At 57.2% G+C, this 23867-nt stretch carries 23 protein-coding genes; 13 read left to right on the top strand and 10 right to left on the bottom strand.

The window, feature by feature from the left end:
* Positions 1-365 precede the first annotated feature (365 nt).
* The 3 genes from VWZ81_RS05785 to VWZ81_RS05775 form a co-directional block, all read right to left on the bottom strand.
* The gene (locus VWZ81_RS05785) at positions 366-1121 is read right to left on the bottom strand and encodes a helix-turn-helix transcriptional regulator (RefSeq protein WP_416534941.1); all 756 of its coding nucleotides are present in this window, start codon (positions 1119-1121) and stop codon (positions 366-368) included.
* The gene (aroQ, locus tag VWZ81_RS05780) at positions 1118-1567 is read right to left on the bottom strand and encodes a type II 3-dehydroquinate dehydratase (RefSeq protein WP_416542296.1); all 450 of its coding nucleotides are present in this window, start codon (positions 1565-1567) and stop codon (positions 1118-1120) included. Before aroQ ends, VWZ81_RS05785 begins: the two co-directional genes overlap by 4 nt.
* 264 nt (positions 1568-1831) lie before the next feature.
* Complete coding sequence (locus VWZ81_RS05775) at positions 1832-2833, bottom strand: NADPH:quinone oxidoreductase family protein (RefSeq protein ID WP_416534940.1); 1002 nt, start codon at positions 2831-2833, stop codon at positions 1832-1834.
* Between the two features lie 200 nt (positions 2834-3033).
* On the opposite strand from VWZ81_RS05775, the gene VWZ81_RS05770 reads away from it, so the two are divergent.
* From VWZ81_RS05770 to VWZ81_RS05745, 6 genes are all read left to right on the top strand, one after another.
* Positions 3034-4020: an NAD(P)H-dependent flavin oxidoreductase gene (locus tag VWZ81_RS05770; protein ID WP_416538748.1), complete on the top strand. Its 987-nt coding sequence runs from the start codon at positions 3034-3036 to the stop codon at positions 4018-4020.
* Between the two features lie 92 nt (positions 4021-4112).
* A complete protein-coding gene (locus VWZ81_RS05765) occupies positions 4113-5102 on the top strand; it encodes a phosphotransferase family protein (protein ID WP_416542455.1) in 990 nt (329 codons plus the stop codon).
* A 24-nt stretch (positions 5103-5126) separates the two neighbouring features.
* On the top strand, positions 5127-5921 hold the full coding sequence (locus VWZ81_RS05760) for an IclR family transcriptional regulator (RefSeq protein WP_340545568.1): 795 nt from the start codon (positions 5127-5129) through the stop codon (positions 5919-5921).
* Positions 5922-6064: 143 nt separating this feature from the next.
* The gene (locus VWZ81_RS05755; protein ID WP_340545569.1) at positions 6065-6817 is read left to right on the top strand and encodes an enoyl-CoA hydratase/isomerase family protein; all 753 of its coding nucleotides are present in this window, start codon (positions 6065-6067) and stop codon (positions 6815-6817) included.
* A gap of 31 nt (positions 6818-6848) precedes the next feature.
* The gene (locus tag VWZ81_RS05750) at positions 6849-8060 is read left to right on the top strand and encodes a serine hydrolase domain-containing protein (protein ID WP_416542295.1); all 1212 of its coding nucleotides are present in this window, start codon (positions 6849-6851) and stop codon (positions 8058-8060) included.
* A 79-nt stretch (positions 8061-8139) separates the two neighbouring features.
* Positions 8140-9006 (top strand): acyl-CoA thioesterase, encoded by an 867-nt coding sequence (locus VWZ81_RS05745; protein WP_340545571.1) that lies wholly within the window; start codon positions 8140-8142, stop codon positions 9004-9006.
* An 8-nt stretch (positions 9007-9014) separates the two neighbouring features.
* Here the strand turns inward: VWZ81_RS05745 and VWZ81_RS05740 are convergent, their stop codons facing one another.
* Complete coding sequence (locus VWZ81_RS05740; protein ID WP_416542454.1) at positions 9015-9791, bottom strand: SDR family oxidoreductase; 777 nt, start codon at positions 9789-9791, stop codon at positions 9015-9017.
* Positions 9792-9951: 160 nt separating this feature from the next.
* Here VWZ81_RS05740 and VWZ81_RS05735 point away from each other — a divergent pair, with 160 nt between their 5' ends.
* The 6 genes from VWZ81_RS05735 to VWZ81_RS05710 all read left to right on the top strand — a co-directional run bounded on the left by VWZ81_RS05735 (position 9952) and on the right by VWZ81_RS05710 (position 15426).
* Positions 9952-10161, top strand: coding sequence for a hypothetical protein (locus VWZ81_RS05735; RefSeq protein ID WP_416542294.1), 210 nt, complete (start codon positions 9952-9954; stop codon positions 10159-10161).
* Positions 10161-10982 carry a hypothetical protein gene (locus tag VWZ81_RS05730; RefSeq protein ID WP_416542293.1) on the top strand — a complete coding sequence of 274 codons (822 nt, stop codon included), beginning with the start codon at positions 10161-10163 and terminating at the stop codon, positions 10980-10982. Before VWZ81_RS05735 ends, VWZ81_RS05730 begins: the two co-directional genes overlap by 1 nt.
* A 108-nt stretch (positions 10983-11090) precedes the next feature.
* Positions 11091-12761 (top strand): hypothetical protein, encoded by a 1671-nt coding sequence (locus tag VWZ81_RS05725; RefSeq protein WP_416542292.1) that lies wholly within the window; start codon positions 11091-11093, stop codon positions 12759-12761.
* A gap of 65 nt (positions 12762-12826) precedes the next feature.
* A complete protein-coding gene (locus tag VWZ81_RS05720) occupies positions 12827-13429 on the top strand; it encodes a hypothetical protein (protein WP_416542291.1) in 603 nt (200 codons plus the stop codon).
* Positions 13359-14039, top strand: a complete 681-nt coding sequence (locus VWZ81_RS05715) for a M15 family metallopeptidase (RefSeq protein WP_416542290.1) — start codon at positions 13359-13361, stop codon at positions 14037-14039. The genes VWZ81_RS05720 and VWZ81_RS05715 overlap by 71 nt, the downstream gene beginning before the upstream one ends.
* A 214-nt stretch (positions 14040-14253) precedes the next feature.
* Positions 14254-15426, top strand: a complete 1173-nt coding sequence (locus tag VWZ81_RS05710) for a hypothetical protein (RefSeq protein WP_416542289.1) — start codon at positions 14254-14256, stop codon at positions 15424-15426.
* A 1037-nt stretch (positions 15427-16463) separates the two neighbouring features.
* Here VWZ81_RS05710 and VWZ81_RS05705 read toward each other — a convergent pair.
* Positions 16464-17684 (bottom strand): acyl-CoA dehydrogenase, encoded by a 1221-nt coding sequence (locus tag VWZ81_RS05705; protein ID WP_416540172.1) that lies wholly within the window; start codon positions 17682-17684, stop codon positions 16464-16466.
* Positions 17685-17786: 102 nt separating this feature from the next.
* Here VWZ81_RS05705 and VWZ81_RS05700 point away from each other — a divergent pair, with 102 nt between their 5' ends.
* A complete protein-coding gene (locus VWZ81_RS05700) occupies positions 17787-18698 on the top strand; it encodes a LysR substrate-binding domain-containing protein (protein ID WP_061049308.1) in 912 nt (303 codons plus the stop codon).
* 73 nt (positions 18699-18771) lie between these two features.
* On the opposite strand, the gene phoB is transcribed toward VWZ81_RS05700, so the two are convergent.
* From phoB to pstC, 5 genes are read right to left on the bottom strand one after another with little or no spacing between them, the layout of a single operon-like run.
* The gene (gene phoB, locus VWZ81_RS05695; RefSeq protein ID WP_061049309.1) at positions 18772-19461 is read right to left on the bottom strand and encodes a phosphate regulon transcriptional regulator PhoB; all 690 of its coding nucleotides are present in this window, start codon (positions 19459-19461) and stop codon (positions 18772-18774) included.
* Positions 19462-19463: 2 nt separating this feature from the next.
* Positions 19464-20174 (bottom strand): phosphate signaling complex protein PhoU, encoded by a 711-nt coding sequence (gene phoU, locus VWZ81_RS05690; RefSeq protein WP_061049310.1) that lies wholly within the window; start codon positions 20172-20174, stop codon positions 19464-19466.
* 17 nt (positions 20175-20191) lie between these two features.
* Complete coding sequence (gene pstB / locus VWZ81_RS05685; RefSeq protein ID WP_061049311.1) at positions 20192-20989, bottom strand: phosphate ABC transporter ATP-binding protein PstB; 798 nt, start codon at positions 20987-20989, stop codon at positions 20192-20194.
* Positions 20990-21003: 14 nt separating this feature from the next.
* Positions 21004-22383: a phosphate ABC transporter permease PstA gene (gene pstA, locus VWZ81_RS05680; RefSeq protein ID WP_416542288.1), complete on the bottom strand. Its 1380-nt coding sequence runs from the start codon at positions 22381-22383 to the stop codon at positions 21004-21006.
* Positions 22383-23861, bottom strand: coding sequence for a phosphate ABC transporter permease subunit PstC (gene pstC / locus VWZ81_RS05675; protein ID WP_340545575.1), 1479 nt, complete (start codon positions 23859-23861; stop codon positions 22383-22385). Before pstC ends, pstA begins: the two co-directional genes overlap by 1 nt.
* Positions 23862-23867 lie beyond the last annotated feature (6 nt).

The raw sequence follows: 23867 nt of genomic DNA, 5'->3' as shown, positions 1-23867 counted from the left end.
CCAGATGGCAAAGCCCATGGCGCATATCATATTGGCAGTCATACCGTCGGAAGAGGGTGAGGGGCCTGTCGCGCGCCCATGTCAGGAAAGACATCGAATGGCCGCAACAAGCCCCTCAGAATATCCCGGCGCTGGCGCGGAACAATACGCGCAGCTACCGGACAGGTTAGAGAGCCTTGCAATCCCAAGGGTCATGCCCTGCGCCGTCCCAGGCCAAAGCCCCACTCACGGAACATGGTAAGTGTGCCTGTAGTTCTCCTATTAGGGAAGTAATGAATTCCATACCCAATTTCAGATAGATTGCGAAAATTGGAAGAAACTCTCTGAATATCAGCTGTAATATCCAATATATATTATAGGGATTATCAGTTCTCCATAATATACATCTGATTGTGAAGTGCCGCTTTGAGTACCGCATGGGCTGTTGTCTCAACGGCCAGTGCCTCGCGTGCCAGGCGCAGGTGTTTTTCAACGGTCGCAGGCGTCAGCCCCATAAGAACCGCTATATCCTGAGTGGTCTTGCCGTCACCAACCCATTCCAACGCTTCTCTCTGGCGTTTTGTCAGGCTGCGGTTTGGGGGGTCATAAGGCATCGTGAGGATCTTCAGATGCGCGACATTGTTCATCAGAACGATATCATGCCCATGCGTTGCCCAGATCTCATCGACCTCATCCTGGCTGAGGGTTTCCTCCGCCGCCAAAGATATCGCGCCCTTGAACCGTTGAGAAGCCGAATAGAAGCTGACGGTGTAGCCCGCCTTTACCCCCATAGCCGTATTGAAATCGATCACTTTCTGCGCCTGTGGTGTCAGGCATTGATTTGCCATCTGCTCCTGCACCATGCGCCAGCTGCCGGCCCCTTCGTTGTTCAGCGCCCATTGCAACATCGGCGCGTCGAAATAGAGGCCGGAGTTTACGAAGCCTTTCACATATTCGGTGCAGTGATTGGACAGGATCACGAAATCTTCGGGGTCACCGAGCGAGGTTTTGGTCTTGTGACGCGTATAGCCGTAGATCAGCCGGTCAAAACGAAAGGCCTGCATCTGTTTGACGTGTTCCAGCCAAAGCTCCTCAAGCGTCCGCGCCCCGCATAGAAAGTCTATGTAGGCACGCAGCTTCATCCCGGTTTTTCCTGATTCAAATGGCTGTTGAGCGCATCAAGTGCAATCAGATAGCCCTGTGACCCAAATCCGCAGATCTGTCCAAGCGCGGCGCGCGCGATATAGGAGCGATGGCGAAATTCCTCGCGTGCATGGATGTTTGACAGGTGAACTTCAACCACCGGCAGGGCGATGGAAAAAATCGCATCCATCAGCGCGATGGAGGTATGGGTATAGGCGCCTGCATTGAGGATGATCCCGGCGTAGCTGCCGCGGGCCCCGTGCAGCGCATCAAGCAGCGCGCCTTCGTGATTGGACTGCTCGCACGTCACCGAAAGCCCAAGTGACGCGCCATGGTCGATGCAGCGTTGTTCAACCATCGCCAGCGTTTCATGCCCGTAAACCTCAGGCTGGCGCGTTCCCAACAGGTTCAGGTTGGGGCCGTTCAAAACCAGGATGTTGTGCATGTCGATATCCAATAACTCTGTGATGCCCCGATTGCCCGTCTTCCGCCCAATAGAGGACATTTGCCGAGGAGCGGGCTCGCCGGGATGGTCGCCAGTCTCCAGCCCTGCCGGCGGGTCGTTGGCTGGCCCAAGTGACAGGCGCAGGATCGGTTGGCCAGCCCATCAGCGCTGCGGCCGCTCCGCCGTAATTCGCTCATATTGATATATATTTTAGAATAATATGCAAGCGAGCTATCGCTAACGTTGTCCTCTAGACGAGCAGTGTCAATCTGGCGTGTTTGTCAGGATGATCTTGCCCAGAACGCTTCTGTTTTGCATTTCTGTCAGGGCAGCAGCGGCTTCGGTCATCGGATACTGCGCGTGGATGCGTGGTCGAATGTCACCTTTGCAATAAAGCTCAAACAGCTCACCGACATTGGTGCGATGCTGCTCTGGCGCCCGCTGAACGGCGGCGCCCCAGAATACGCCGACGATCTGGCATCCTTTCAGGAGTGGCAGGTTCATCGGCATTTTTGCGATGCCGGCGGCAAAACCGACAACCAGATAGCGGCCCTGCCAAGCCATCGCGCGAAGCGCCGGTTCGGCATAGGGGCCGCCGACCGCATCATAGACCACATCGATCCCGGTTTTCCCCGCCATCGCCTTGAGGTTCTTTCCAAAGGCAATCTGGTCCTCCTTGTCGGGCGCATGGCCGTAGATCACCGTCGCATCCGCGCCGATCTCCTCGCAGAAGGCCGCCTTCTCGGCGGAGGACACCGCAGCGATGACACGCGCCCCTGCGGCCTTGGCGAGTTCGATTGCGGCAGAGCCAACCCCGCCAGCGGCGCCCAGCACCAGCACGGTCTCTCCCGGTTGCAGCTGTGCCCGTTCCTTCAGCGCGTGATGAGATGTGCCGTAGGTAAAGACAAAACCAGCCGCATCGAGATAGGGCATCTGATCGGGAATCTTGATGGCGCTGGCGGCAGGGACGCAGATATGGGTGGCAAACCCGCCATATCCCGTCAGCGCCAGAACCCGGTCGCCGATGTTCAGATTATCGACGTCCTTGCCAAGGGCGATAACCTCGCCCGCGATTTCACCGCCCGGTGCAAAGGGACGCGGTGGTTTGATCTGATAGAGATCCTGTATCATCAGAGTATCAGGATAGTTCACACTGGCGGCATGGATCGCCACAAGCACATCCCTGGGGCCGGGGACGGGATCGTCCTGTGCGCTCCACTGCAGGGTTTCGGGGCCGCCTGGAGCGGTGGAGAGCATCGCATGCATGAGTGATTATCCTGTCATGGTGGCCGAACCCTGGCCGGTGTGACGTCAAGTCTTCTGTGCAGATCTTGCGTTGTCAATGAATTTGCGAAATGCAATTCTGCTCTGCAAACGATCTGTTTTCCAACCGGAAAGCGGCCTGAATTCTGCTGGATAAGGGGCTGGAAATGAAGAAAAATCACCTCACCCAGGGTGGGCAGCCTATGCCCAAAGCCCTGCAGGGGCTTGGGCTGCCGTTGATTGGCGCGCCGCTGTTCATCATATCCGTGCCCGACCTCGTCATTGCCCAATGCAAGGCCGGAATCGTTGGATCCTTCCCGGCGCTGAACGCGCGTGAGGCTGAGGGCGAGCCGCCGCTTCTGGAAGCCTGGTTGAAACAGATCACCGAGGCACTGGACCGCCATAACCAGGACAACCCGGATCATCCGGCGGCACCCTTTGCGGTCAATCAGATTGTTCACCGGTCAAATACCAGGCTGGAGCGTGATCTTGAGATCTGTCATCGCTGGAAGGTGCCGCTGTGGATCACATCACTGGGGGCGCGACCAGAGGTGAATGAGGTGGCTCACGATTGCGGCGGCATCGTGCTGCATGATGTGATCAACAATCGCTTTGCCCATAAGGCCATCGAGAAGGGCGCAGATGGTCTGATCGCGGTTGCCGCCGGGGCAGGCGGCCATGCCGGGCAGCTGTCGCCGCTGGCGCTGATCAGCGAAATCCGCAGCTGGTTTCACGGCCCCCTTGCGCTGTCGGGAGCAATCGCCAATGGCCGCTCTCTGCTGGCGGCCCGGGCGCTGGGGGCCGATTTCGGCTATGCCGGGTCACCTTTTATCGCCACTGAGGAAGCCAATGCGCAGCAGGCGTACAAGCAGATGATCGTCGACAGCAGTGCCGATGATATCGTCTATTCCTCATTGTTTACAGGTGTTTCTGGTAACTACCTGCGTGGTTCCATTCAGAAGGCGGGGCTTGATCCCGACAATCTGGCCAGCGCTGATGCGACGGCGATGAATTTCGCCGGTGGGTCATCCAAGCCCAAGGCCTGGAAGGAGATCTGGGGATCCGGTCAAGGTATCGGGGCGGTCACAGAGGTGCAGCCGGTCGCCACATTGGTTGCGGAGATCGCCGCCGATTACGAGGCCGCGGGCAGAGCGCTGGCGGCAGAGTTTACCACAATCGGAGACGTATAATGGTACGCGGCAGTTCAAACGGCAAAGACCGCAGCGGCTCTGATCGTGAACAAGGCGCAGCGGCGCTGGATTTGCGCGCTATCGAGCATTACATGCGCGGACGGCTGCCGGGCTTTGACGGGCCGATCACAGCCCGCAAATTCCAGAACGGCCAGTCCAATCCCACCTATCTGTTGTCGACCGATGCGGGGCAGTATGTGCTGCGACGTAAACCACCCGGTGTGCTGCTGAAATCCGCCCATGCGGTCGAGCGTGAGTTTCGTGTTCAGACCGCGTTGCGCAACACCGATGTGCCGGTCGCCATGATGCATCATCTCTGCGAGGATGATAGCGTCATCGGATCGTCTTTTTACCTGATGGAACATGTGGTTGGGCGGAATTTCTCAGACCCGTCACTGCCGGATCTGTCGCCAACCGAGCGTGGCGCGGTGATGGATGAAATGAGCCGCGTGCTGGCGGCGCTACACGGGGTTGATGTCACCGCTGTCGGTCTGTCCGACTACGGGCCCGAGGGCAATTACTTCACGCGTCAGCTGGCGCGGTGGAGCAAGCAGTATCGCGCCAGCGAGGTTGAAACCATTACCGAAATGGATGATCTGATCGCCGCGCTGGATGCGCAGATGCCTGCGGATGATGGGCAGCGCGGATTGGTGCACGGTGATTACCGCATCGACAATATGATCTTTGCTGCAGAGGGAACCAACTGTCGTGCGGTGCTCGACTGGGAGCTGTCGACGATCGGCCACCCCTATGCAGATCTCGCCGGGGTCATCATGCAGTGGCAGATGCCACCCGGCCGCGAGGGGCGCGGACTGGCCGGGCTTGACCGGCGCGAGCTTGGCCTGCCATCAGATAAAGCCTTTATTGCAAGCTATTGTAAACGCAGGGATTTGCCCGGAGTTGATAACTTTGGCTATTATCTCTCCTTCAGCTTCTTTCGGATGGCTGCGATCCTGCAGGGTGTGCGCAAAAGAGGGCTTGATGGCAATGCGTCAAACCCCGAACATGCAGCGCGACTGGGCGCATTTGTGCCGGAGTTTGCGCGCGCCGGGCTCGCCGCGTTGACGCGTAGTTTTGACTAGGCCAAGCGGCCAAGGGGACAGGGCATGGACAGCAACCACACAGCGTCAGCGGATGCGGAGAAAGACCGCAATTTTGTCACCGCCTTGGCGCGGGGGCTGGATGTGCTGCGCGCGTTTCGGCGCAATGAGCTGGAGCTGACCAACACTGATCTGGCCGACCGCACAGGCCTGCCAAAGCCGACCGTATCGCGGCTGACCTATACCCTGTGCCAATTGGGCTACCTCGTGCAGGATCCGCAGTCGGGGACGTATCGGTTGGGGGCAGGGGTTCTGCGTCTGGGCTATGGCGTGCTGGCAGGAATGGATATCAGCGACCGTGCCTCGCAAATCCTGCGGGATCTGAGGAATGGAGAAAATTCCTATATTACCAGCGCATTAGGCGAAGCACATCATGCTGACGTCATCTATATCGCGGTGCATCGCTCGCGCGAGGATGTCTCGCTTGCGGCACATGTCGGGATGCGTCTGCCGTTGTTTTTCTCGGCCGTTGGCCGCGCCATTCTGGCCGGCATGTCACCCGATCAGCGGACGGAGAGCCTGAAGATCGCCGACGCGCTTGACCCTGAGGGAAAACAGGCGCGGCAGGATTGTCTGGGTCGCGCGCAGGAGGAATATGCGGCACGGGGCTTTTGCACCGGCTATGGCGATTGGCGCGAGGATGTGAACGGTATCGCGGTGCCGGTTGTCTCGCTGAACGGGACACGGGTCTACGGGCTGAATGTCGGTGGACCGTCCTTTCACGTAAGCCGTGCCGTTCTGGAACAGCGCTACGCCGATCAGCTGATTTCTGCTGCCGAAACCTTAAGTATGCGCCCCTAGCGGTAACCCTTTGCCAAAGCGGGGGCGATATAGCTTTATGCGTGGTTCTACGTAGGTCAAAATACTCGACCTCAGTCAGCAAACCACGCATGATATCGCAAACAGCTGGCAGCAGATCGCCAGCCCAAAGGGAAGAGGCAGAGATGACACAGAGCGACTGGTTGTTCCGGCAGTCACATGGGGACGGGGTTGTCGAACTCAAACTATCACGGGCCCCGGTCAATGCGTTGTCGCCCGAATTTCTGATGGATTTTGCCAATGTAATCAAAGAATTCGGAGAGGACCCTTCCGTCCGTGCGATCCTGTTGACCAGCGCGTTCAAGGTGTTCTCGGCAGGCCTCGATCTGAAAGCCGCGAAGGATTTCGATCTGGCAGGTCAGCGGGCTGCCGTGGATGGGCTGAACGAGGCGTTCCTCGCGCTTTACGCCTGTCCCAAGCCGGTGGTTGCGGCTGTTAATGGTGCGGCGATTGCCGGTGGATTGTTCTTTGTCCTTTGCAGTGATGTACGGGTAGCCCTGGTTAAATCCAAGTTTGGTCTTGCAGAAGTGCAGGCCGGGGTGGATTTTCCCGTGGCGCCGCTGGAGATTGCCCGGGCAACCCTCAGCCCCAATATTCAGCGGCGTTTGATGCTGACCGGGCAGACCATTGGGCCAATCGCAGCCCGCAACTTTGATATCGTTGATATCATTGCCGATGATGCCGAAGATCTGCTCGGATACGCGCTGAAGGAAGCACGGACACTGGCGGACTTGCCCGCCGGAACCTACGGCGCGATCAAGCAGCAGCTCCGAGGCGAGACGATCGCCAGGATCAAGGCGGCGATGGCAGCGGAATCGGATGATACGCCCTGGTTTACCAGTGAAACCGTGCCAGCGATGACCAGGCTCATCGGCTGAGCCTTACCGATATCTGACGACAGGAGCCCCCATGGATGCCGCGCGGCTAGAAAACATCAGAAGATGGCAGCATCGCTATGTCGATCACCGCAGATATGCCGGCAGTTCGCTGCTGATCAACCGCGGCGGCGAAGAATGCTATTTCTACGCGGTTGGTCATCGCAATATCGCCGAAGATCTACCATTCACCCGCGATACGGTGACACGGATCTATTCCATGACGAAACCGGTCACCTCGCTTGCATTGATGCTGCTGCTGGAACGCGGTCTGTTACATCTGGATGCGCCGGTGTCGGAATTTCTTCCTGAATTCATTGATATGCACTGTCTTATTGATGGCGCGACCGATATTGACCAGACACAGCCCTGCCGCGCGCCCACGCTGCATGAGCTGCTGACCCATACCAGCGGATTGAGCTACCCGTTCAATCCGGGCCTGCTGGCAGAAGAAATGTCGAAAACAGATCTGATGTTCAAACCGGATCAGGGGCTTCTTGCGACGAAGGTCACGGAGCTGGCCTCGCTTCCGCTTGCTTTTGAACCGGGAAAACGTTGGGAATACTCGGTTGGCATTGACGTGATTGGCCGGGTGATTGAGGTTGTAACCGGTGACAGCCTTGCGGCGTTCCTCAAGCGTGAGATATTTGACCCGCTTGGCATGGATCAAACCGCATTTCACACCTTAGCGGAAACCGGTAACCATCTGGCTTCATTATATTCTCCGCTGAGTGGCGACGCCATGGATTTGAATGGTGCAGAGCAGGGAGACGAAAGTCTGCGGCTAATTGACTGCTACGTCGATACGCCGTTTAGCCGGGCCGAGATGGACTCGGGCGGCGGCGGCCTGCTCAGTACGATTGACGACTATATGCGCTTTGCGGAGTTGATCCGGCTGCGTGGGCGGTTGGGGGAACACCATCTGATCAGTCCACAAATCATTGATTTCATGTGCCAAAACCACCTTCCAGGCGATATTGCGTCGATGGGACCGCAGAGCTTTGCGGAACAGCCGATGGAGGGGATGGGCTTTGGTCTCGGCGGCGCTGTTGTGCTTGATCCGGCGCGGGCGCGATGTCCGGGATCGGTGGGCGATTTCAGCTGGGGCGGTATGGCGTCGACGTTTTTCTGGGTTGACCCGCTGCTGGATCTGAGTGTCGTGTTTTTTACACAGCTGGCACCATCCAGCTCCTATCCGGCACGCGCGGAGCTAAAGGCGCTGGTTCACGGAGCGATAACGGGCTAATCCTGCCTGTCGGCCACGCCACGAGGGCAGGGTGGGCGCACAGCCGATGACCCGCGCAAAGATCAACAGGACGTAACAAATGCCTGACGCAGCTGAAATTTTGCTCAATCTCCTCGATCTTGAGGAACTGGACCGCAACCTCTATCGCGGAATTGGATCCGGTGGTGAGACGCCGACCCGGATTTACGGTGGTCAGGTTATCGCTCAGGCTCTGATGGCCGCTTATGCGACAGTGCCGGATCGTCTGTGCCATTCGCTGCACGCATATTTCATCCGTCCGGGAGATCCGTCAAAGCCGGTGATTTACGCGGTGGATCCGGCGCGGGATGGCGGCAGCTTTACCACCCGGCGGGTCACCGCCTTGCAGAATGGCAAGCAGATCCTGAATCTCGCGGCGTCCTTTCACATTGATGAACCGGGCTGGGAACATCAGCATGAGATCCCGGAGGTAAAGGCCCCCGATGCGCTGGTATCTCGTGACGTGTTGCTACGTGAGCTTGCCGAAACGCTGGATGGCCGACTGCGCGTAGAATTTTCCCGAGAACGCCCGTTCGAAATCCGCGATGTTGAGCCGCGCGATCCGATCAATCCCGGTAAATGTAGTGATATCAACCATATGTGGGTCAGGATGAAAGCCGCCAAGGACGCCAGCCCGCAGCTGCAACATGTGCTGATGGCCTATGTCTCTGACTATGGCTTGCTGGGCTCGGCGCTGCGTCCGCATGGTCTGAGTTTTGTAAAGGGACAGGCGATGACGGCCAGTCTCGATCACGCGATGTGGTTCCATGGACCGGTGAAATTCGACGACTGGCATCTCTATACGATGGATTCACCCTTTGCCGGAGGCGGCCGCGGCTTCAATCGTGGATCTATCTTCACGCAGGATGGCCGTTTGGTGGCGAGCGTCGCTCAGGAAGGTCTGATGCGGCCCATCGCCAAATCCTGATGCAGCCATTATTCTGAGTTCGGGGCGTCGAACTTGTCGCGCAACCGCTGCATACCGGTGATCCAGCGTCCAGTATCGGCGGCCTTGGCCTGGATGTAGCTTGCCACCGTTGGGTGTGGAAGCACGAGAAATGTTTCGTTCTCAATGGCTTCTACGCAGATCTTTGCGACGTCCTCGGCGGTGATCATACCGTCTACAGCCGCAGCGCTATGTTCCAATCCTTCGGTCATGGCAGTTTTCACCGCTTGCGGACAAACGACGGAAACACCGATCCCTTGGTCGCCATGGGTGATCGCCAGCCATTCTGAAAACCCCACGGCGGCATGTTTGGTAACCCCGTAGCTGGCGGCGCCGATCTGGTTCAGCAAGCCGGCCGCCGAGGCGACATTCAGGAAATAACCGCCGCCACGTTCGAGCATACGTGGCACGAGATGCCGGGCGGCGGAAACATGTGCCATTACGTTTACATCCCAGCTGCGCTGCCAATCCGCAAGGGTGGTCTCCAGGCCGCCGATCCTGAGAATTCCGGCGTTCGAACAGAAAACATCAATCGGTCCGATATCACGCTCGATCGCCTCGATCATCTGCGCCATGGCCTGGTCTGATCCGACGTCCACGGCAAAGGCGCTGCCACCAACATCATCGGCGGTATGCTGGGCACTGGCGCCATCAATATCGGCACAGATGATGTGCCGTGGGCCGTGCTTGGCGATCGTCAGCGCCAAAGCCCGCCCGATACCTGTGGCGGCGCCTGTGATAACAATCGTTTTGCCTTGCAAATCCATTTGGGCCTCAGCTGTCGTTGGAACATATGCTGTGCAACTGTTCGATGTTGCGGCCAAGCCTGCAACAGTGACGCTGCATCATATAAATTATACATAATACTGATTATCGGACTTTATCAACTGGCGGGATAATAGCGGCCCCTTAGAGGGATAAGTCGTTATGTACGAATACCTTGCATCTGAGTTCATTCAACCGCTTCTTCGGCGTGTTGGTACTGCCTTTGGAACGTACCTCGTTACCATCGGTGTAACTCAGGAAACAAGCAATATGATCGTTGCCGGTATCATCGCCCTTGGCGGTGTTCTGGTCGATCTCGCGCTTAGTCATTCGGCGCGTATCCGCAACAGCACACCAAAGCACCTTCGCTGATGGGTCTGTTCTCCACAATTATTGGCGCCGTTGCTGGCCCCCTTATCGGTGGCGGTTTCAGTCGTCGTGGGCAGAAAAAGCAAGACGCCCGCAATGACACTCAACTCCAACGCCTCGTCGCAGATGCTACTGCGGCGGGCATCAACCCTCTAACCGCAGTTCGATCTGGTGGTGCGCCTAGCTATACGTCGCAAGGCCCTGCCTTGTCGTCGTCCAGCTTCTTCGCAGAAGCCCTTGGAAAAGGGATCGAAACTGCATTCAACCACAAGCAAGCCAAGCGCGATGAGGAGCGCGATAAGCTTGAATTGGACATTATGCGGGAAGAATTGAAGGAAATCCGCAAAACGGGTTCCGTTGCTTTCCGCGAAAACTTCGGCTACTCAATCCCTAGTGCAAACACGTACACGGGTGTAACTGATGCAGGTACTCAAGGTCCTCGGCTGGATAATTCTGGCACTGTTCCTGCTCGGGATGGGTCTCGGGGATCTGGTAACCGCGTTGCGGGGATAACTATTTCAGAGGATGACCGTTGGTCTGACGCTGAGGATATCGAACAACGCTATGGCGATGTAGCTTCATCGGCATACGGCGTATCTGTCGCCGGTGCTGACGCACTCGAAACGGCCAAGCTTTCCCCCATGGGGCGAAAGTGGTCTGACCGTCGCAAGCAAGCCCTATCCAACATTGAAGAGCGAAACCGCATTCGGCCTAAGTCTCGGCCAGTGATGCGGCCTACTCTATCGGCTCCGCCTATGTCGGGACCGACAATGTCGGGTGCGCGCTGGTTTATGGATGATCCATATGCGCGTCAGGTCTTCTAAGCGCCGTCGCCCTCCCCTCCCCCGCCGAAAGAAATGCGCGAAATGCGCAAAGATACGTAACAGCCTCAAGCGGTTGTTGCGCAAAGCTCAACTAAAAGGAAACTGAGTATGCGTTTGACAGAAACAATCCCTTCACAGCCTATCGAAGTGCAAAAAAGCGTCCGGCCTGACCGGGTTCGCGCTCTCACCTCTGGCCATGCTGGCAAGATTTTGCCTTTGGCCTATGTGCCTATGTTCCGCGAAGATCGCGTTTCACGCGGTCAATATCGTGTCCGTCTCGAAATGATGGAAACGGCGGAAATGCTTATGAATGCTGTCAATGTGACAGTACATGCGCACTTTATCCCGTTCCTCGCCTTTGATCGTTTCAACGGCATGGATGCCCTCAACCGTTCTTACAAGGGTATTCCTGAAACTGAGGGCGGCGACCCTATCCCCTTCTTCGAAGAAGAAGATTGGAAAACCGACTCTGAAATCTATCAGACTATGGGCCTTCATCAGGGCGTCGGCGGCGGGCGCACCGGCAAGGTCAACACTATGATTGTTGAGAGCTATAACGTTCTCGTCAATTACATGCGCAAGGCGCGTTCTTCATCGCTCCCGACGCGGGATAAGCTGGATCACACTCTTGCCGCCGCGTTCTGGAAGCATACCAACAGCAACTTCATTGTTCCTGACTTCGATCAGGCGTCTATTGACGGTGAGGTTCCTATCAACATTGTCCAGCAAAGGCTTCCCGTCACTGGTATCGGCATTACTCATGCTGTGAACCCGGATCATTATGGTTCGGGCGTCCGTCAAACTGATGGTGCATCACAAGATAATGTTTGGTGGCAAAGCACGAATGCAGGTGTTGCAATTCAGACCGACCATTCCTTCGGGTCGGATGTCTCGCAGTCCTTGCCGTTGATCTACGCTGAGTTGGGTTCTGAGGGGGTTTCTCTCTCCCTCTCGAATATCGAGCTTGCCAAGAAAACCGCCGCATTCGCTAAGCTTCGCCAGAAATATGATGGCCTTGATGATGAACACATCATTGACCTGTTGATGGATGGTATCCGGGTGCCTGAGCAAGCGCTTTCTCAGCCGATACTCCTGGACAAAAAGCAAACCATCATGGGCTATAGCCGCCGGTATGCCACTGACGGCGACAATCTCGCCAAGTCAGCAACCAATGGCGAAACCTATGTGGATATACGCTTCCGCACTCCGCCCATGAATACTGGCGGTATTATCCTTATCACTGCTCAAATCGTCCCTGAGCAACTTTGGGAACGTCAAAAGGACCATTTTCTTAACATGAAGGCAATCGGGCGTATTCCCGATTTCACACGTGATTTCCTTGATCCTGAGAAGGTCGCAATTGTTACCAAGTCACACTTTGATGTTGAGCATAGCGATCCCGGCGGAACCTTTGGTTATGCCCCTCTCAACTATCAATGGAGGCGTGATCTGTCTCGGATCGGTGGGAAATACTACCGGCCTACTGTTGATCAGTCCTTTGACGAAAACCGTCAAAAAATCTGGGCAATCGAAACCGTCGATCCTGAGTTGAACGAGGATTTCTACCTGACCAATGATCTGCATCACAACGTGTTCGCGGATCAGGTCAATGATCCGTTCGAAATCACCACCATTGGTGGCTCGGATATCGTCGGCAACACTGTCTTTGGCAAAGGTCTGCATGAGGCCGTGGGCGACTATGACGCCCTCATTTCAGAGGCCGATATCAGCCGCATCGATAAGACTAAAACCAAGGCTGAAAACGACGTCACCGATTGATCGTTACAGCCGCAAAGGGGCGCGTTAACCGCGCCCCGTAACTCCCGATAAAAAAAGGAAAGAACATGAAACAATTTATCATCCGCGCCCTCTATGACTGGCAGTCTATTGCACCCTCTGAGGTGCTTGAACTGCCGGTCAACCGCAAGCGCCACGTCAAGCTTGAATTCAACGTGACCGATAAAGTACAGGTCTGGATTGCCAGCGATGTTGATATGGCAACGGCAAAACTGCTGGCTGCCTCTGATGGTCACTTCGGCGTAGAATTTTCTGCTGATGAAACAATGTACTTGCAGGTTCTTCCTGCCGTTGAAATCAGCGATGCGCCGGTCTCCATCTATATCAAAACGCACGTGCGTTCTCATGTCGTCCACCATGTGGAAAAAGAGGCCTACACAAACGTAGCGCCAACCACTCGGCGCAACAGTGATTTTGATCGCATGATGATGTGGGCCAAGCTCAATGAGCAAAGCCGACAAACGCATTTTGATCGTGAGATCAAGCGTTTGAACGAAAAGTTTGAACAACAATCAGCGCAGCATAAAGCCGCCACAGAGCCGCAGCCAACCACTGAGAAAACTCCGCAGGTGATCGAAGATGAAACACAAAAGCAAGGCGATACAGCGACTGATACAGAGGCTGACAAGCAAAGCGAAACGGCAGAATAGCCCGCGCGTGCTTGCTGATAAAATGATCCGGCGCTTGCCGTCGGATCATCACAAGGCCGCTAAGGCTCTTGTTGATCATCAGCAAATCAACAGCCTCAAGTATCGAAAGATGGCGCATAGAACCTCATGGGATAACGCACACCCGGATATCATCGACTTTCACCGGGCTTTGCATAAAGAGCTACGCGCTCGTTCCTATCCCTTTTATGCGTTCTTCTTCTTTCGCACCCATGCCCAGCAAAACGCCCTTTATTCAAGGGGCGTTACCAAGGCCAAAGGCGGGCAAAGCCCTCACAACTACGGCTGTGCTGTGGATGAAATTCATTGCAGCCGACTTTGGAACCTTACACGCAAGGAGTGGGCTGTTATCGGCGCTATCGGCAAGGAAGTTGCCCGGCGGCGAAATATCAAAATGGATTGGGGCGGGGATTGGAATTTCTATGATCCCGCACATTGGCAGTTGTCCGATTGGAAGCGGTACAAGGCGGACATTGATCGCCTCGGTATCGAAGTAACGACTGTCAATCTTGCCGCGCTACAGCGGCATTTCAAAGAATGCGATAGGGCTAAGCGTGAAAAGCGCGATAGCCCGCCACATCCATTCGAATAACCCCAATCACAATTAAACAAGCTGGACGCGCAATTCTGCGCGTCCAAAAGGCATGCCTCCTGCTTGCCCCGTCATTAGCTGACCCTCTCCCCCGCTCTCATCAAAAAGGGCCGTAGGGGGAGAGGGTCAGCGGGCGATATCTCAGAACCTTGTAGGGATATGCATTTAGTGACAGGGGCGCAAAAAACCGCAGGTTGGCGCGCTCCGTCACTAAATGAAAAAAAATGGAAACATGTGTATTACTCCATCCTTTGTCCTTGATGCCGGAATGGTCGCCTGTCGCCATTGCTGGCTATGCAGGAAAAACCGCGTCAATGATTACGTTGGCCGGTGCTTGGCTGAACAGGCCACCTCTACAAAAACAGTCGCCATAACCCTCACCTATGCCGATGACACGCCTAATGCGACCACCTTGATTTACAAAGACTTTCAAGACTTTATGAAACGGCTTCGCTATCACGGATACAGTGTTCGCTACATCGTCGCTGGTGAATACGGCTCTAAGAAGGGCCGCAGTCATTGGCATGCCGTTCTGTTCTTCGACGGCAAAGTGCCTGTTGAGGTAGACCATTGGGATATCGCAACTAGCCTCAACCGCAATACGCCAGATTGGCGTGCCGCTCACTTCACTGAAAAATACTGCCTAGAGGAACGGTTCTTTTGGAAATACTGGCCGCATGGCTTCGTCTACTTTCAGCGGCCGGAATATGCCGGCTATTATTATTTGCTGAAATACGCACTAAAAGAACAAGAGGGCGACGTTTCTCTCAATCACGTTTCCATGTCTAAGAAGCCGCCTCTAGGCTTCAAGTGGTTTGAGGACTACGCGCAAAGATATGTTGATCAGGGCCTTGCACCTCAGGATCTTAAGTACTCTTTCCCTCACGTTTTCGACGCAAAGCGCCGTAGGCGCGAATTTATGCTCCAGGGCAGAATGCGCGAAATCTTCATTGATACTTATCTCGCCAAGTGGCGTGATCAGAGGTCCGATGAGCCACCCATCTCTGAGATTGTAGAGCTGAGAGAGGACGAAATCGTCCGTAATTCAAGGGAGTACACCATTGAAGAAATCGAAGCGATGATATCAGAGTGGAAATTCCTCATTCCCAAGCCACATACGCCCCCGGCTGATGCCTTTTGGAGTGATGAGGATAAAGAGTTCGTGTTTCAGGATATCGAGTTGTATCTCGTCATACCCGGAACCGAACATTTGATCGTTCGCTATGAGGGCGGACGTGTTGCAATCGTACAAATGGAGGGTGACGAATGGCCCGTAAGAAACCCACAAGAGCTAGAAAGAATACTATCAGCGTTCGGCGTAGACCCCCTACTGTCTCGCGACGCAGTGTCAAAATCGTTTCCCGATTGGAACGACTGCGCAAGCTAAGGGCAAAATATACCAAAGCCCGCCCTGCCCTAACCAAAGCTAAGGCCACCCCTCGGGCTGTGCAGCGTCCTGCGCTTGCAATGCCCCAAAATACAAAGGCCCCTAAGAAAGTGCATGACGCACCGCGACATTCAGACCTAAAACGGATGCGCACTTGCAAAGATAGGCCGTCGTCAAGGGTGGCCGCTAAGGGGAAAGGCGGTTCTCGCCCGTTCGTTCCTTGGTGCCTCTAAAAACACAACCAATAGATGAGTTAAAAAATCGTTGTTGCCTACTTGCTATCCTAACGCAAGATGTAGTAGCAAAACACAAGCGCAGATATTGCGCGTTTAACCGGTCGCTATATCAAGCCTAAAAAAGTCTAAAGAAATCAGATACATACTACTGATTACAGGCAATATGTGTCGGTCCTACCACCCGTCGTACACCACGGGTATTCTGATTTTACCGCTTGTTCATGGAAGTTGATCCATCTGGCAGATTTGCGCCTGCCAACATGCGGAACTTCATGGACGCTTTGTAGGATTGGCCTGGCCATCTGAGGTTACGCTGGCCCGGGTTTGCATGCCAGCAATGGGATTAACCCGCCGCCAGACGGGTTTGCCCCGATCTGGCATTGGTGTTTTGCAGCGGCGCAGGTCGATGACGGTTATTACCCATAGCAACACCCCTGTGCAAAAATCTCGGTGCGCGCAGCCGCCTGGTCGCTCTGGACTGCACCGCTTCATGAACGCGTTAACCCACTCGCGCGCGGAGCCGTGTGTTTTGCAACGAAAGACCGGATTTATCACGTCTTGCCCTTTAACCTTTCGGCGTGCGACAGAGGGATGCTCGTCCAGCAAAGAGCGGTCAGAATCTTTGCGCGGATAAAGCGATGCCCATGATTTGCGTTTTTGCAAACCTGCCTTGCAGAAATATCAGTGTCTGGGCGTTGATTAACGCGTGCCTCCAGTCATCTCTGATTTACGATGTTAACGAAAAAGCGCACCGTTGTCAGACAACGATGCGCTTTTTAAACGTTTTGTTATGCGATCTGTTTAGAAAAACGCCTGCAGACCGGTTTGGGCGCGGCCCAGGATCAGGGCGTGGACGTCATGTGTGCCCTCATAGGTATTCACCGTTTCGAGGTTCACCATATGTCGGATGACGCCGAACTCGAGGCTGATGCCATTGCCGCCGTGCATGTCGCGGGCGTTGCGGGCGATCTCAAGCGCCTTGCCGCAGTTGTTGCGCTTGACGATGGAAATCATCTCAGGCGCTGCATTGGCTTCGTCCATCAGGCGGCCAACCCGCAATGAGGCCTGGAGCCCAAGGGTGATTTCGGTCTGCATATTGGCGAGTTTCAGCTGGAACAACTGGGTGTTGGCCAGCGGGCGGCCAAACTGCTTGCGATCCAGACCGTATTGACGGGCGGCGTGCCAGCAGGCCTCTGCCGCACCCATCGCCCCCCAGCTGATGCCGTAGCGCGCGCGGTTCAGACAACCGAACGGACCTTTCAGCCCCTCGACATGCGGCAGCAGCGCGTCGTCGCCGACCTCGACGCCATCCATGACGATTTCGCCGGTGATCGACGCGCGCAGCGACGCCTTGTTGGCGATCTTGGGAGCCGAAAGCCCCTTCATGCCTTTTTCCAGAACAAATCCGCGGATCTTGCCGCCGTGGGCCTCGGACTTGGCCCAGACCACAAAGACATCGGCGATGGGCGCGTTGGAAATCCACATCTTGGACCCGGTCAAACGATACCCGCCATCGGTTTTCTCGGCCCGGGTTTTCATGCCGGCGGGATCCGAGCCCGCATCGGGTTCGGTCAGGCCAAAGCAACCGATCCACTCACCGGAGGAGAGTTTGGGCAGGTATTTCTGGCGCTGTTCTTCGCTGCCATATGCGTAAATGGGATACATCACCAGCGAGCTTTGCACCGACATCATCGAGCGGTAACCGCTGTCAACGCGCTCGACCTCGCGTGCAACCAGACCGTAGGAGACATAGCCTGCACCAAGGCCGCCGTATTGTTCCGGAATGGTGGTGCCGAGCAGACCCATCTCGCCCATCTCGCGGAAGATCTCGGGATCGGTTTCCTCGTTTTCATAGGCACTTAGAACCCGAGGCTGAAGTTTTTCCTGAGCATACGACCGCGCGGAAGCTGCGATCATGCGTTCATCTTCGCCCAGCTGATCATCCAGACGCAGCGGGTCTTCCCAGTTGAACTGGCCGAGATCCGGGGCATCTTTGGCGCGCAATTCGGGTTTTTCGGTCATTTGTCATCACCTTCCTGATCCAAAACTTGCCGCCGACCTTAACCTTGCGGTAAGAGGAATGACAGCGACAGAACCACAAGCAAACATTACAAAAGCTCATACATGGCCACGCCGAGACGCTTTCTCCCCTCAATTGCCGCGCTGCGCGCGCTGGAAGCGCTGGACCGTCTGGGCAGCGCCTCTGCCGCGGCGGATGAATTGGCTCTGACGCAAGGCGCTGTCAGCCGCCAACTGCAGGCGCTGGAACGACAATTGGGCGTGGATCTGGTGCGGCGGGACCAGAAGCGGCTCATGCTCTCGGCAGAAGCGCAGACTTACGCCGCCGAAATACGTCAGGCGCTTAATCAGATCGCGCAATCGACGTTGCGGGTTCAGGCCGCGCCGTTGGCCGGCACGCTCAACCTGGCCATTCTGCCGGCCTTTGGGATGCGCTGGCTGATGCCGCGCCTGCCGGAATTCGCGCGGCTGCACCCGGATGTGACCATCAATATGTCGACCCGGCTTGAACCGTTTAATTTTGTCAGCGAAGGCTTTGATGCGGCGATACATTTTGGCACTGCTGACTGGCCCGGAACTGACGCGCTGCTGCTGAAGCACGAACAGATGTTGCCAGTCTGCGCGCCGGAGCTTCTGAACGGTCGGCAGATCGAGACCGCGGGAGATATCACTGCCCTGCCCCTGCTGCATATCCAGACCCGTCCGAAGGCCTGGCAGCAATGGTTTGAGACCCATGATATCGCGTTGAAGGATGGATTATCCGGTACCATGTATGACCAATTCGCAACCATTACCCAGGCTGCACTGCATGGGCTTGGGGTGGCTTTGATGCCGGATTATCTGGTGGAGCAGGATCTCGCAACGGGGCGTCTGGTGGCGCTCTACCCGACAGCAACCGAGAGCAAGGGCGCCTATTATCTGGTCTGGCCAGAGGCCCGGTCAAAGGATCCCGCCCTGATCAAGTTCCGCAACTGGCTGGCTGGTCAGGCGCAGCCGGAAGACCCGTTGCCGCGATAGATCGGCTGATCAATTCAGCGAAGCGCGGCCCCGGGAAATCCCGTAAGCCGCATATTTTCAAGTAGTTAGATTGCTACCCTAACGCGTAGCCCGCGCCACGGACCGTCCGCACCGGGTCAGATCCGCCGTGTTGGGTCAGCGCCTTGCGCAGCCGGCCGATATGGACATCGACGGTGCGTGTATCGACATAGATATCGCGCCCCCAGACCCGGTCCAAGAGCTGCTCGCGGCTCCAGACCCGGCCCGGTTTCTCCATGAAGGTGGAGAGCAGGCGAAACTCGGTCGGGCCAAGTTTGAGCGGCGCCTCGGCCCGGCTGACCTTATGAGTTTCGGCGTCCAGCACGATATCGTCAAATTCCAGCCGCACCCCGACGGTCGAGGGGCGTACCCGCCGCAACTGCGTGCGCACGCGGGCCATCAGTTCGATCACCGAATAGGGCTTCACCACGTAATCATCGGCGCCGGTTTCCAGCCCGCGCACCTTGTCGACCTCTTCCGAACGGGCCGACAGCATGATGATCGGAATGTTCCGGGTTTCGGGGCGCGACTTCAGCCGACGGCAGACTTCGATGCCGCTGAGATTGGGCATCATCCAATCGAGCACGATGATATCGGGCATGTCCTCTTCGACAACCAGCAACGCCTCTTCGCCATGTTCGGCGCGCAGCACACGAAACCCGTCGGCCTCAAGATTATAGGAAAGAACCTCGCGTTGGGCCAATTCGTCCTCGACCACCAGAACGGTGGGTTGGTCGGCAGCCATGGTCAGACCTCCTGCGGCACAGAGGATGTCGTGTCGGCTTTCTGCCGGTCATCCTCAGGCTTGTCGCCGGTCACCAGATAGACCACCTGTTCGGCAATCGAGGTGACATGATCGCCCATGCGCTCGACGTTCTTGGCGATAAAATGCAGGTGCATACAGGGGGTGATGTTGCGCGGGTCTTCCATCATGAAAGTGAGGAATTCGCGGAACAGCGCGTTGTACATCTGATCGACGTCTTTGTCGCGGGCGATCACGTCCTGCGCCAGTTCCACGTCGCGCTGGATGTAGGAATCCAGCGCGTCCTTCAGCATCAGCTCGACCTCGCGCGCCATACGGCGCATGGCGGCGGCGCTCTCAGAGACGCTGGGCCCCTGCGCCAGAACGGCGGTGCGTTTGGCAATGTTCTTGGCATAATCGCCGATACGTTCGAGATTGCCGGAGATTTTCATCACCGACAGCACCAGCCGCAGATCGACCGCAGCAGGCGCGCGGATGGCGATGACGCGGGCGGCTTCTTCGTTGATCAGCTCTTCCAGCCCGTCGATGGCCTTGTCGCCGTTGCGCACCTGCTGGGCGAGCTCTTCGTCGCGGGTTTCAAGTGCACGAGCGGCGTCCATGATGGCGGCCTCGACAAGGCCCCCCATTTTCATGATCTGCGCCTGAATGGCTTCCAGATCCCGGTCGAAGGCGGATGCGATATGTTGCTCTGGCATGTCTTTGGTCCTCACGATCAGCCGATGCGGCCGGTGATATAGCTTTCGGTGCGGGGATCTTCGGGATTGGTAAAGATCTGGCCGGTCGCGCCAAACTCCACCAGGTTGCCGAGGTGGAAGAAGGCGGTTTTCTGGCTGACGCGCGCGGCCTGCTGCATCGAGTGGGTGACGATCACCACCGAATAGCTGTTGCGCAGCTCGTCGATCAGCTCTTCGATCTGGGCGGTTGCAATCGGGTCCAGCGCCGAACATGGCTCATCCATCAAGAGCACTTCCGGCTCCGTCGCGACGGCGCGCGCAATGCACAGGCGCTGCTGTTGGCCACCGGACAGACCGGTGCCGGGCGCGTCCAGGCGATCCTTCACCTCATCCCAGATGGCGCCACGGCGCAGGGATTTCTCGACGATCTCGTCCAGCTCGGCCTTATTGGCGGCCAGGCCGTGAATGCGCGGGCCATAGGCAACATTGTCGTAGATCGACTTGGGGAACGGGTTCGGCTTCTGGAACACCATGCCAACCTTGGCGCGCAGCTGCACAGGGTCGACGCGATTGTCGTAGATATCCTCGCCGTCGATCGAGATATCACCGGTCACGCGGCAGATGTCGATGGTGTCGTTCATCCGGTTCAGGCAGCGCAGGAACGTGGATTTGCCGCAGCCCGACGGACCGATAAAGGCGGTGACGGTGTTGTCTTCGATCTCGACGTTCACGTCCTTGATCGCGTGGGCCTCGCCGTAATAGACATTCACATTCTTGGCGGCGATCTTGGTTTTTTCTGTGTGCACGTCTTTGTCCAATGCAGTCATCTGGTTCATTTCGGCTGCCCCTCTTACCAGCGGCGTTCAAAGCGGCGGCGCAGGATAACGGCCACTGTGTTCATGGTCACGAGGAAGATCAACAGGATGATGATACCGCCCCAGGCGCGTTCGTAAAATGCCGGATCGGCACGTTTTGCCCATTCGTAGATCTGCGCGGGCATGGCGGAATTCGGCGCCAGCAGGCCGTCGGCAATGGTTTCCGGCGCGTTGGAGGCGATGAAGCCCACCATGCCGATCAGCAGCAGCGGTGCGGTCTCGCCAAGGGCCTGCGCCAGCCCGATGATGGTGCCGGTGAGGATCCCCGGTGCCGCCAGCGGCAGCACATGGTGGAACACCGCCTGCATCCGCGAGGCCCCCACTCCCAGCGCCGCGTCGCGGATCGACGGTGGAACAGCCTTCAATGCGGCGCGGGTTGAGATGATCACCGTCGGCAGGGTCATCAGCGTCAGCACCAGACCGCCGACCAGCGGTGCCGACATCGGCAGGTGCATGTAGTTGATGAACACCGCAAGGCCGAGGATACCGAACACGATGGACGGCACCGCCGCGAGGTTGGAGATATTCACCTCGATCACGTCGGTGAGCCAGTTCTTCGGTGCAAATTCTTCAAGATAGATCGACGCGGCGACGCCAATCGGCAGCGCCAGCGCGAGCACCACCAGCATCATGAACAGCGACCCCATCATCGCAACCCCCATGCCCGCGGCTTCGGGGCGCGCGTCAGACGCATCCGCACCGGTGATGAAATCCAGGTTGAAGGTCTTGGCCACGATCCCCGCCGCAACCAAGGCATCGACCAGATCCAGCTGTTCGGAGGAAATGCTCTTGTCATTGGCGATGCTGTCGCGGCTGACCCGGCCCTTGAGGTAGCCGTCGACACGGCTGGAGGCGAGGAAGCGGAACGCAACCCTTTCGCCAATCTGGTCGGGGTTGGCCAGCACAAAGCTGCGCAGCTGCGCGGCGGCGTCCTTGGACAGGAGGCCCGCCAGTTCCTTGGGCTTGAGACCGGTTTGGATGCCAAGCTCGGCCACCTTGGTTTCCATCGCGTTCTTGATCAGCGGCGCGTAGCCAAAGGTGGTCACCTTCTTGATGGCCTCCAGATCACGGGTGCCGGATTTGTCGAGCTTGCTTTCCAGCAGCTCCACCTCAAGCGTGATGAAAGTCTGTTGAAAGGCACCGGTGCCCCGGCTGACGATGGTGAACACCAGCACAGCGAGCATCAGCAGGCCAACCGCGATTGCGGCCATGCCATAGCCGCGAAAGCGGCGCTCGGCGGCGTTGCGCTTTCGGGTGCGATCCGATTGCTGCAACAGCGAGCCTGCATGGCGCCGTTCGGCACAAGCGTTTGGCCCAGGAGTGTTTCCCGGAGTGTTTTGGCTGATATCGGTCATTAGTCGTACTGCTCCCGGTATTTGCGCACGATATAGAGCGCCAGGACATTCAGGCCGAGGGTCAGCACGAACAGCGTGAGCCCCAGAGCAAAGGCAACCAGCGTTTCGGGGCTGGCAAAATCCGTATCACCCGTCAGCTGGCTGACAATACGGGTGGTGATCGTGGTCATTGATTCCAGCGGGTTGAGCGAGAACTTGGCAATCGCCCCTGCCCCCATCACGACGATCATCGTCTCGCCAATGGCGCGTGAGGCCGCCAGCAGCACCGCGCCGACGATGCCCGGCAGCGCCGCCGGCAGGACCACCTGGCGGATGGTTTCCGATTTGGTGGCGCCAAGCCCGAGCGAGCCATCACGCATCGCCTGCGGCACTGCGTTGATAATGTCGTCAGAGAGCGAAGAGACAAAGGGGATCAGCATGATGCCCATCACCAGTCCAGCGGTCAGCACCGAGGTCGCACCACTCATCCATTCGACGCCGAGCAGACCATCCTCACCCTGGCCAAAGACCTTGACCAGCAGCGGACCAACCGTCAGCAGCGCAAACAGGCCGTAAACGATGGTCGGAATACCTGCGAGGATTTCCAGCAGCGGTTTGGCAAATGCGCGCGTGGTGCTGCCGGCGTATTCTGAGAGGTAGATGGCGGCAAACAGGCCCACAGGCACCGCGACAGCAAGGGCGATTGCAGAGATATAAAGCGTACCCCACAGCAGCGGCAGGATCGACAGATCGCTGTCGCCGCGGAAATTCGGCGCCCATGTGGTGCCAAAGAAGAAATCTGACCAGGCGTGAAGGCCAAAGAAGTTGATGCTCTCAAACAGCATCGAGAAAACGATACCGACCGTGGTCAGGATCGCAAGGCTGGCCGCCAGAACCAGCAGTGCCATGATCCCCTGTTCCACCACATTGCGGGCGCGGAAATCCTTATGCGTGCGGCCATAGGCCCAGGCAAAGCCGACAATCGCCAGAAGACCGACGATCACCGACATGATGATCTGGCCTTTGTTTGACTGGCTGCGATAGCTCTGGGCCGCGCTCAGAACCTCCGGGCGGACTTCAGACCCGAGGGCGACGCCGATGTCGCCGAGGCGGGCACGAATATCCGTTTCACCGCTGTCGAGGCTGCGCGCCTCATCCGGCGAGAGCAGCCCCTGCGCCACCGCCTGATCCAGCCCGTCGGCAAGACGGCGCACGTCGCTCATCACCAGACCCAGAGTGGAGTTCTCCGGCACCATCTCGGCGGGGATCATCGCCGAGACGCGATTCTCGATCACCATGGGCTGGGCCAATGTCCAGATCGCCAACACGGCAAGGGCAGGCACCAGCGCGCTGAAGGCCACGTTGTGACCATAGTAGGCCGGCAGGGAATGCAACGCCTTGGCGTCGCCCCCGGCCGAAGCAAGCGCACGCTTGCGCCCAAGCACAAAGCCCAGCCCCGAAAGGGCGATCAGGGCAATAACGAGCCAGACTGTCGGCATCAGCTA

The organism is Phaeobacter sp. JH20_34, from assembly GCF_048056095.1.
GTDB classification, from domain to species: domain Bacteria; phylum Pseudomonadota; class Alphaproteobacteria; order Rhodobacterales; family Rhodobacteraceae; genus Phaeobacter; species Phaeobacter bryozoorum.
Note: the sequence above shows the minus strand (reverse complement) of the source record. Positions and strands in the feature narration are given on the sequence as shown.

Excerpts from the sequence above, each read along its gene's own strand:
- phoB (WP_061049309.1), bottom strand. The coding sequence starts at position 19,461 with ATGGCTGCCGACCAACCCACCGTTCTGGTGGTCGAGGACGAATTGGCC.
- VWZ81_RS05710 (WP_416542289.1), top strand. The coding sequence starts at position 14,254 with ATGAAAAAAAATGGAAACATGTGTATTACTCCATCCTTTGTCCTTGAT.
- VWZ81_RS05725 (WP_416542292.1), top strand. The coding sequence starts at position 11,091 with ATGCGTTTGACAGAAACAATCCCTTCACAGCCTATCGAAGTGCAAAAA.
- VWZ81_RS05760 (WP_340545568.1), top strand. The coding sequence starts at position 5,127 with ATGGACAGCAACCACACAGCGTCAGCGGATGCGGAGAAAGACCGCAAT.
- VWZ81_RS05770 (WP_416538748.1), top strand. The coding sequence starts at position 3,034 with ATGCCCAAAGCCCTGCAGGGGCTTGGGCTGCCGTTGATTGGCGCGCCG.
- VWZ81_RS05745 (WP_340545571.1), top strand. The coding sequence starts at position 8,140 with ATGCCTGACGCAGCTGAAATTTTGCTCAATCTCCTCGATCTTGAGGAA.
- pstA (WP_416542288.1), bottom strand. The coding sequence starts at position 22,383 with ATGACCGATATCAGCCAAAACACTCCGGGAAACACTCCTGGGCCAAAC.
- VWZ81_RS05700 (WP_061049308.1), top strand. The coding sequence starts at position 17,787 with ATGGCCACGCCGAGACGCTTTCTCCCCTCAATTGCCGCGCTGCGCGCG.
- VWZ81_RS05750 (WP_416542295.1), top strand. The coding sequence starts at position 6,849 with ATGGATGCCGCGCGGCTAGAAAACATCAGAAGATGGCAGCATCGCTAT.
- VWZ81_RS05715 (WP_416542290.1), top strand. The coding sequence starts at position 13,359 with ATGAAACACAAAAGCAAGGCGATACAGCGACTGATACAGAGGCTGACA.
- aroQ (WP_416542296.1), bottom strand. The coding sequence starts at position 1,567 with ATGCACAACATCCTGGTTTTGAACGGCCCCAACCTGAACCTGTTGGGA.
- VWZ81_RS05775 (WP_416534940.1), bottom strand. The coding sequence starts at position 2,833 with ATGCATGCGATGCTCTCCACCGCTCCAGGCGGCCCCGAAACCCTGCAG.
- phoU (WP_061049310.1), bottom strand. The coding sequence starts at position 20,174 with ATGCCAGAGCAACATATCGCATCCGCCTTCGACCGGGATCTGGAAGCC.
- pstB (WP_061049311.1), bottom strand. The coding sequence starts at position 20,989 with ATGAACCAGATGACTGCATTGGACAAAGACGTGCACACAGAAAAAACC.
- VWZ81_RS05755 (WP_340545569.1), top strand. The coding sequence starts at position 6,065 with ATGACACAGAGCGACTGGTTGTTCCGGCAGTCACATGGGGACGGGGTT.
- VWZ81_RS05705 (WP_416540172.1), bottom strand. The coding sequence starts at position 17,684 with ATGACCGAAAAACCCGAATTGCGCGCCAAAGATGCCCCGGATCTCGGC.
- VWZ81_RS05720 (WP_416542291.1), top strand. The coding sequence starts at position 12,827 with ATGAAACAATTTATCATCCGCGCCCTCTATGACTGGCAGTCTATTGCA.
- VWZ81_RS05730 (WP_416542293.1), top strand. The coding sequence starts at position 10,161 with ATGGGTCTGTTCTCCACAATTATTGGCGCCGTTGCTGGCCCCCTTATC.
- pstC (WP_340545575.1), bottom strand. The coding sequence starts at position 23,861 with ATGCCGACAGTCTGGCTCGTTATTGCCCTGATCGCCCTTTCGGGGCTG.
- VWZ81_RS05740 (WP_416542454.1), bottom strand. The coding sequence starts at position 9,791 with ATGGATTTGCAAGGCAAAACGATTGTTATCACAGGCGCCGCCACAGGT.
- VWZ81_RS05785 (WP_416534941.1), bottom strand. The coding sequence starts at position 1,121 with ATGAAGCTGCGTGCCTACATAGACTTTCTATGCGGGGCGCGGACGCTT.
- VWZ81_RS05735 (WP_416542294.1), top strand. The coding sequence starts at position 9,952 with ATGTACGAATACCTTGCATCTGAGTTCATTCAACCGCTTCTTCGGCGT.
- VWZ81_RS05765 (WP_416542455.1), top strand. The coding sequence starts at position 4,113 with ATGCGCGGACGGCTGCCGGGCTTTGACGGGCCGATCACAGCCCGCAAA.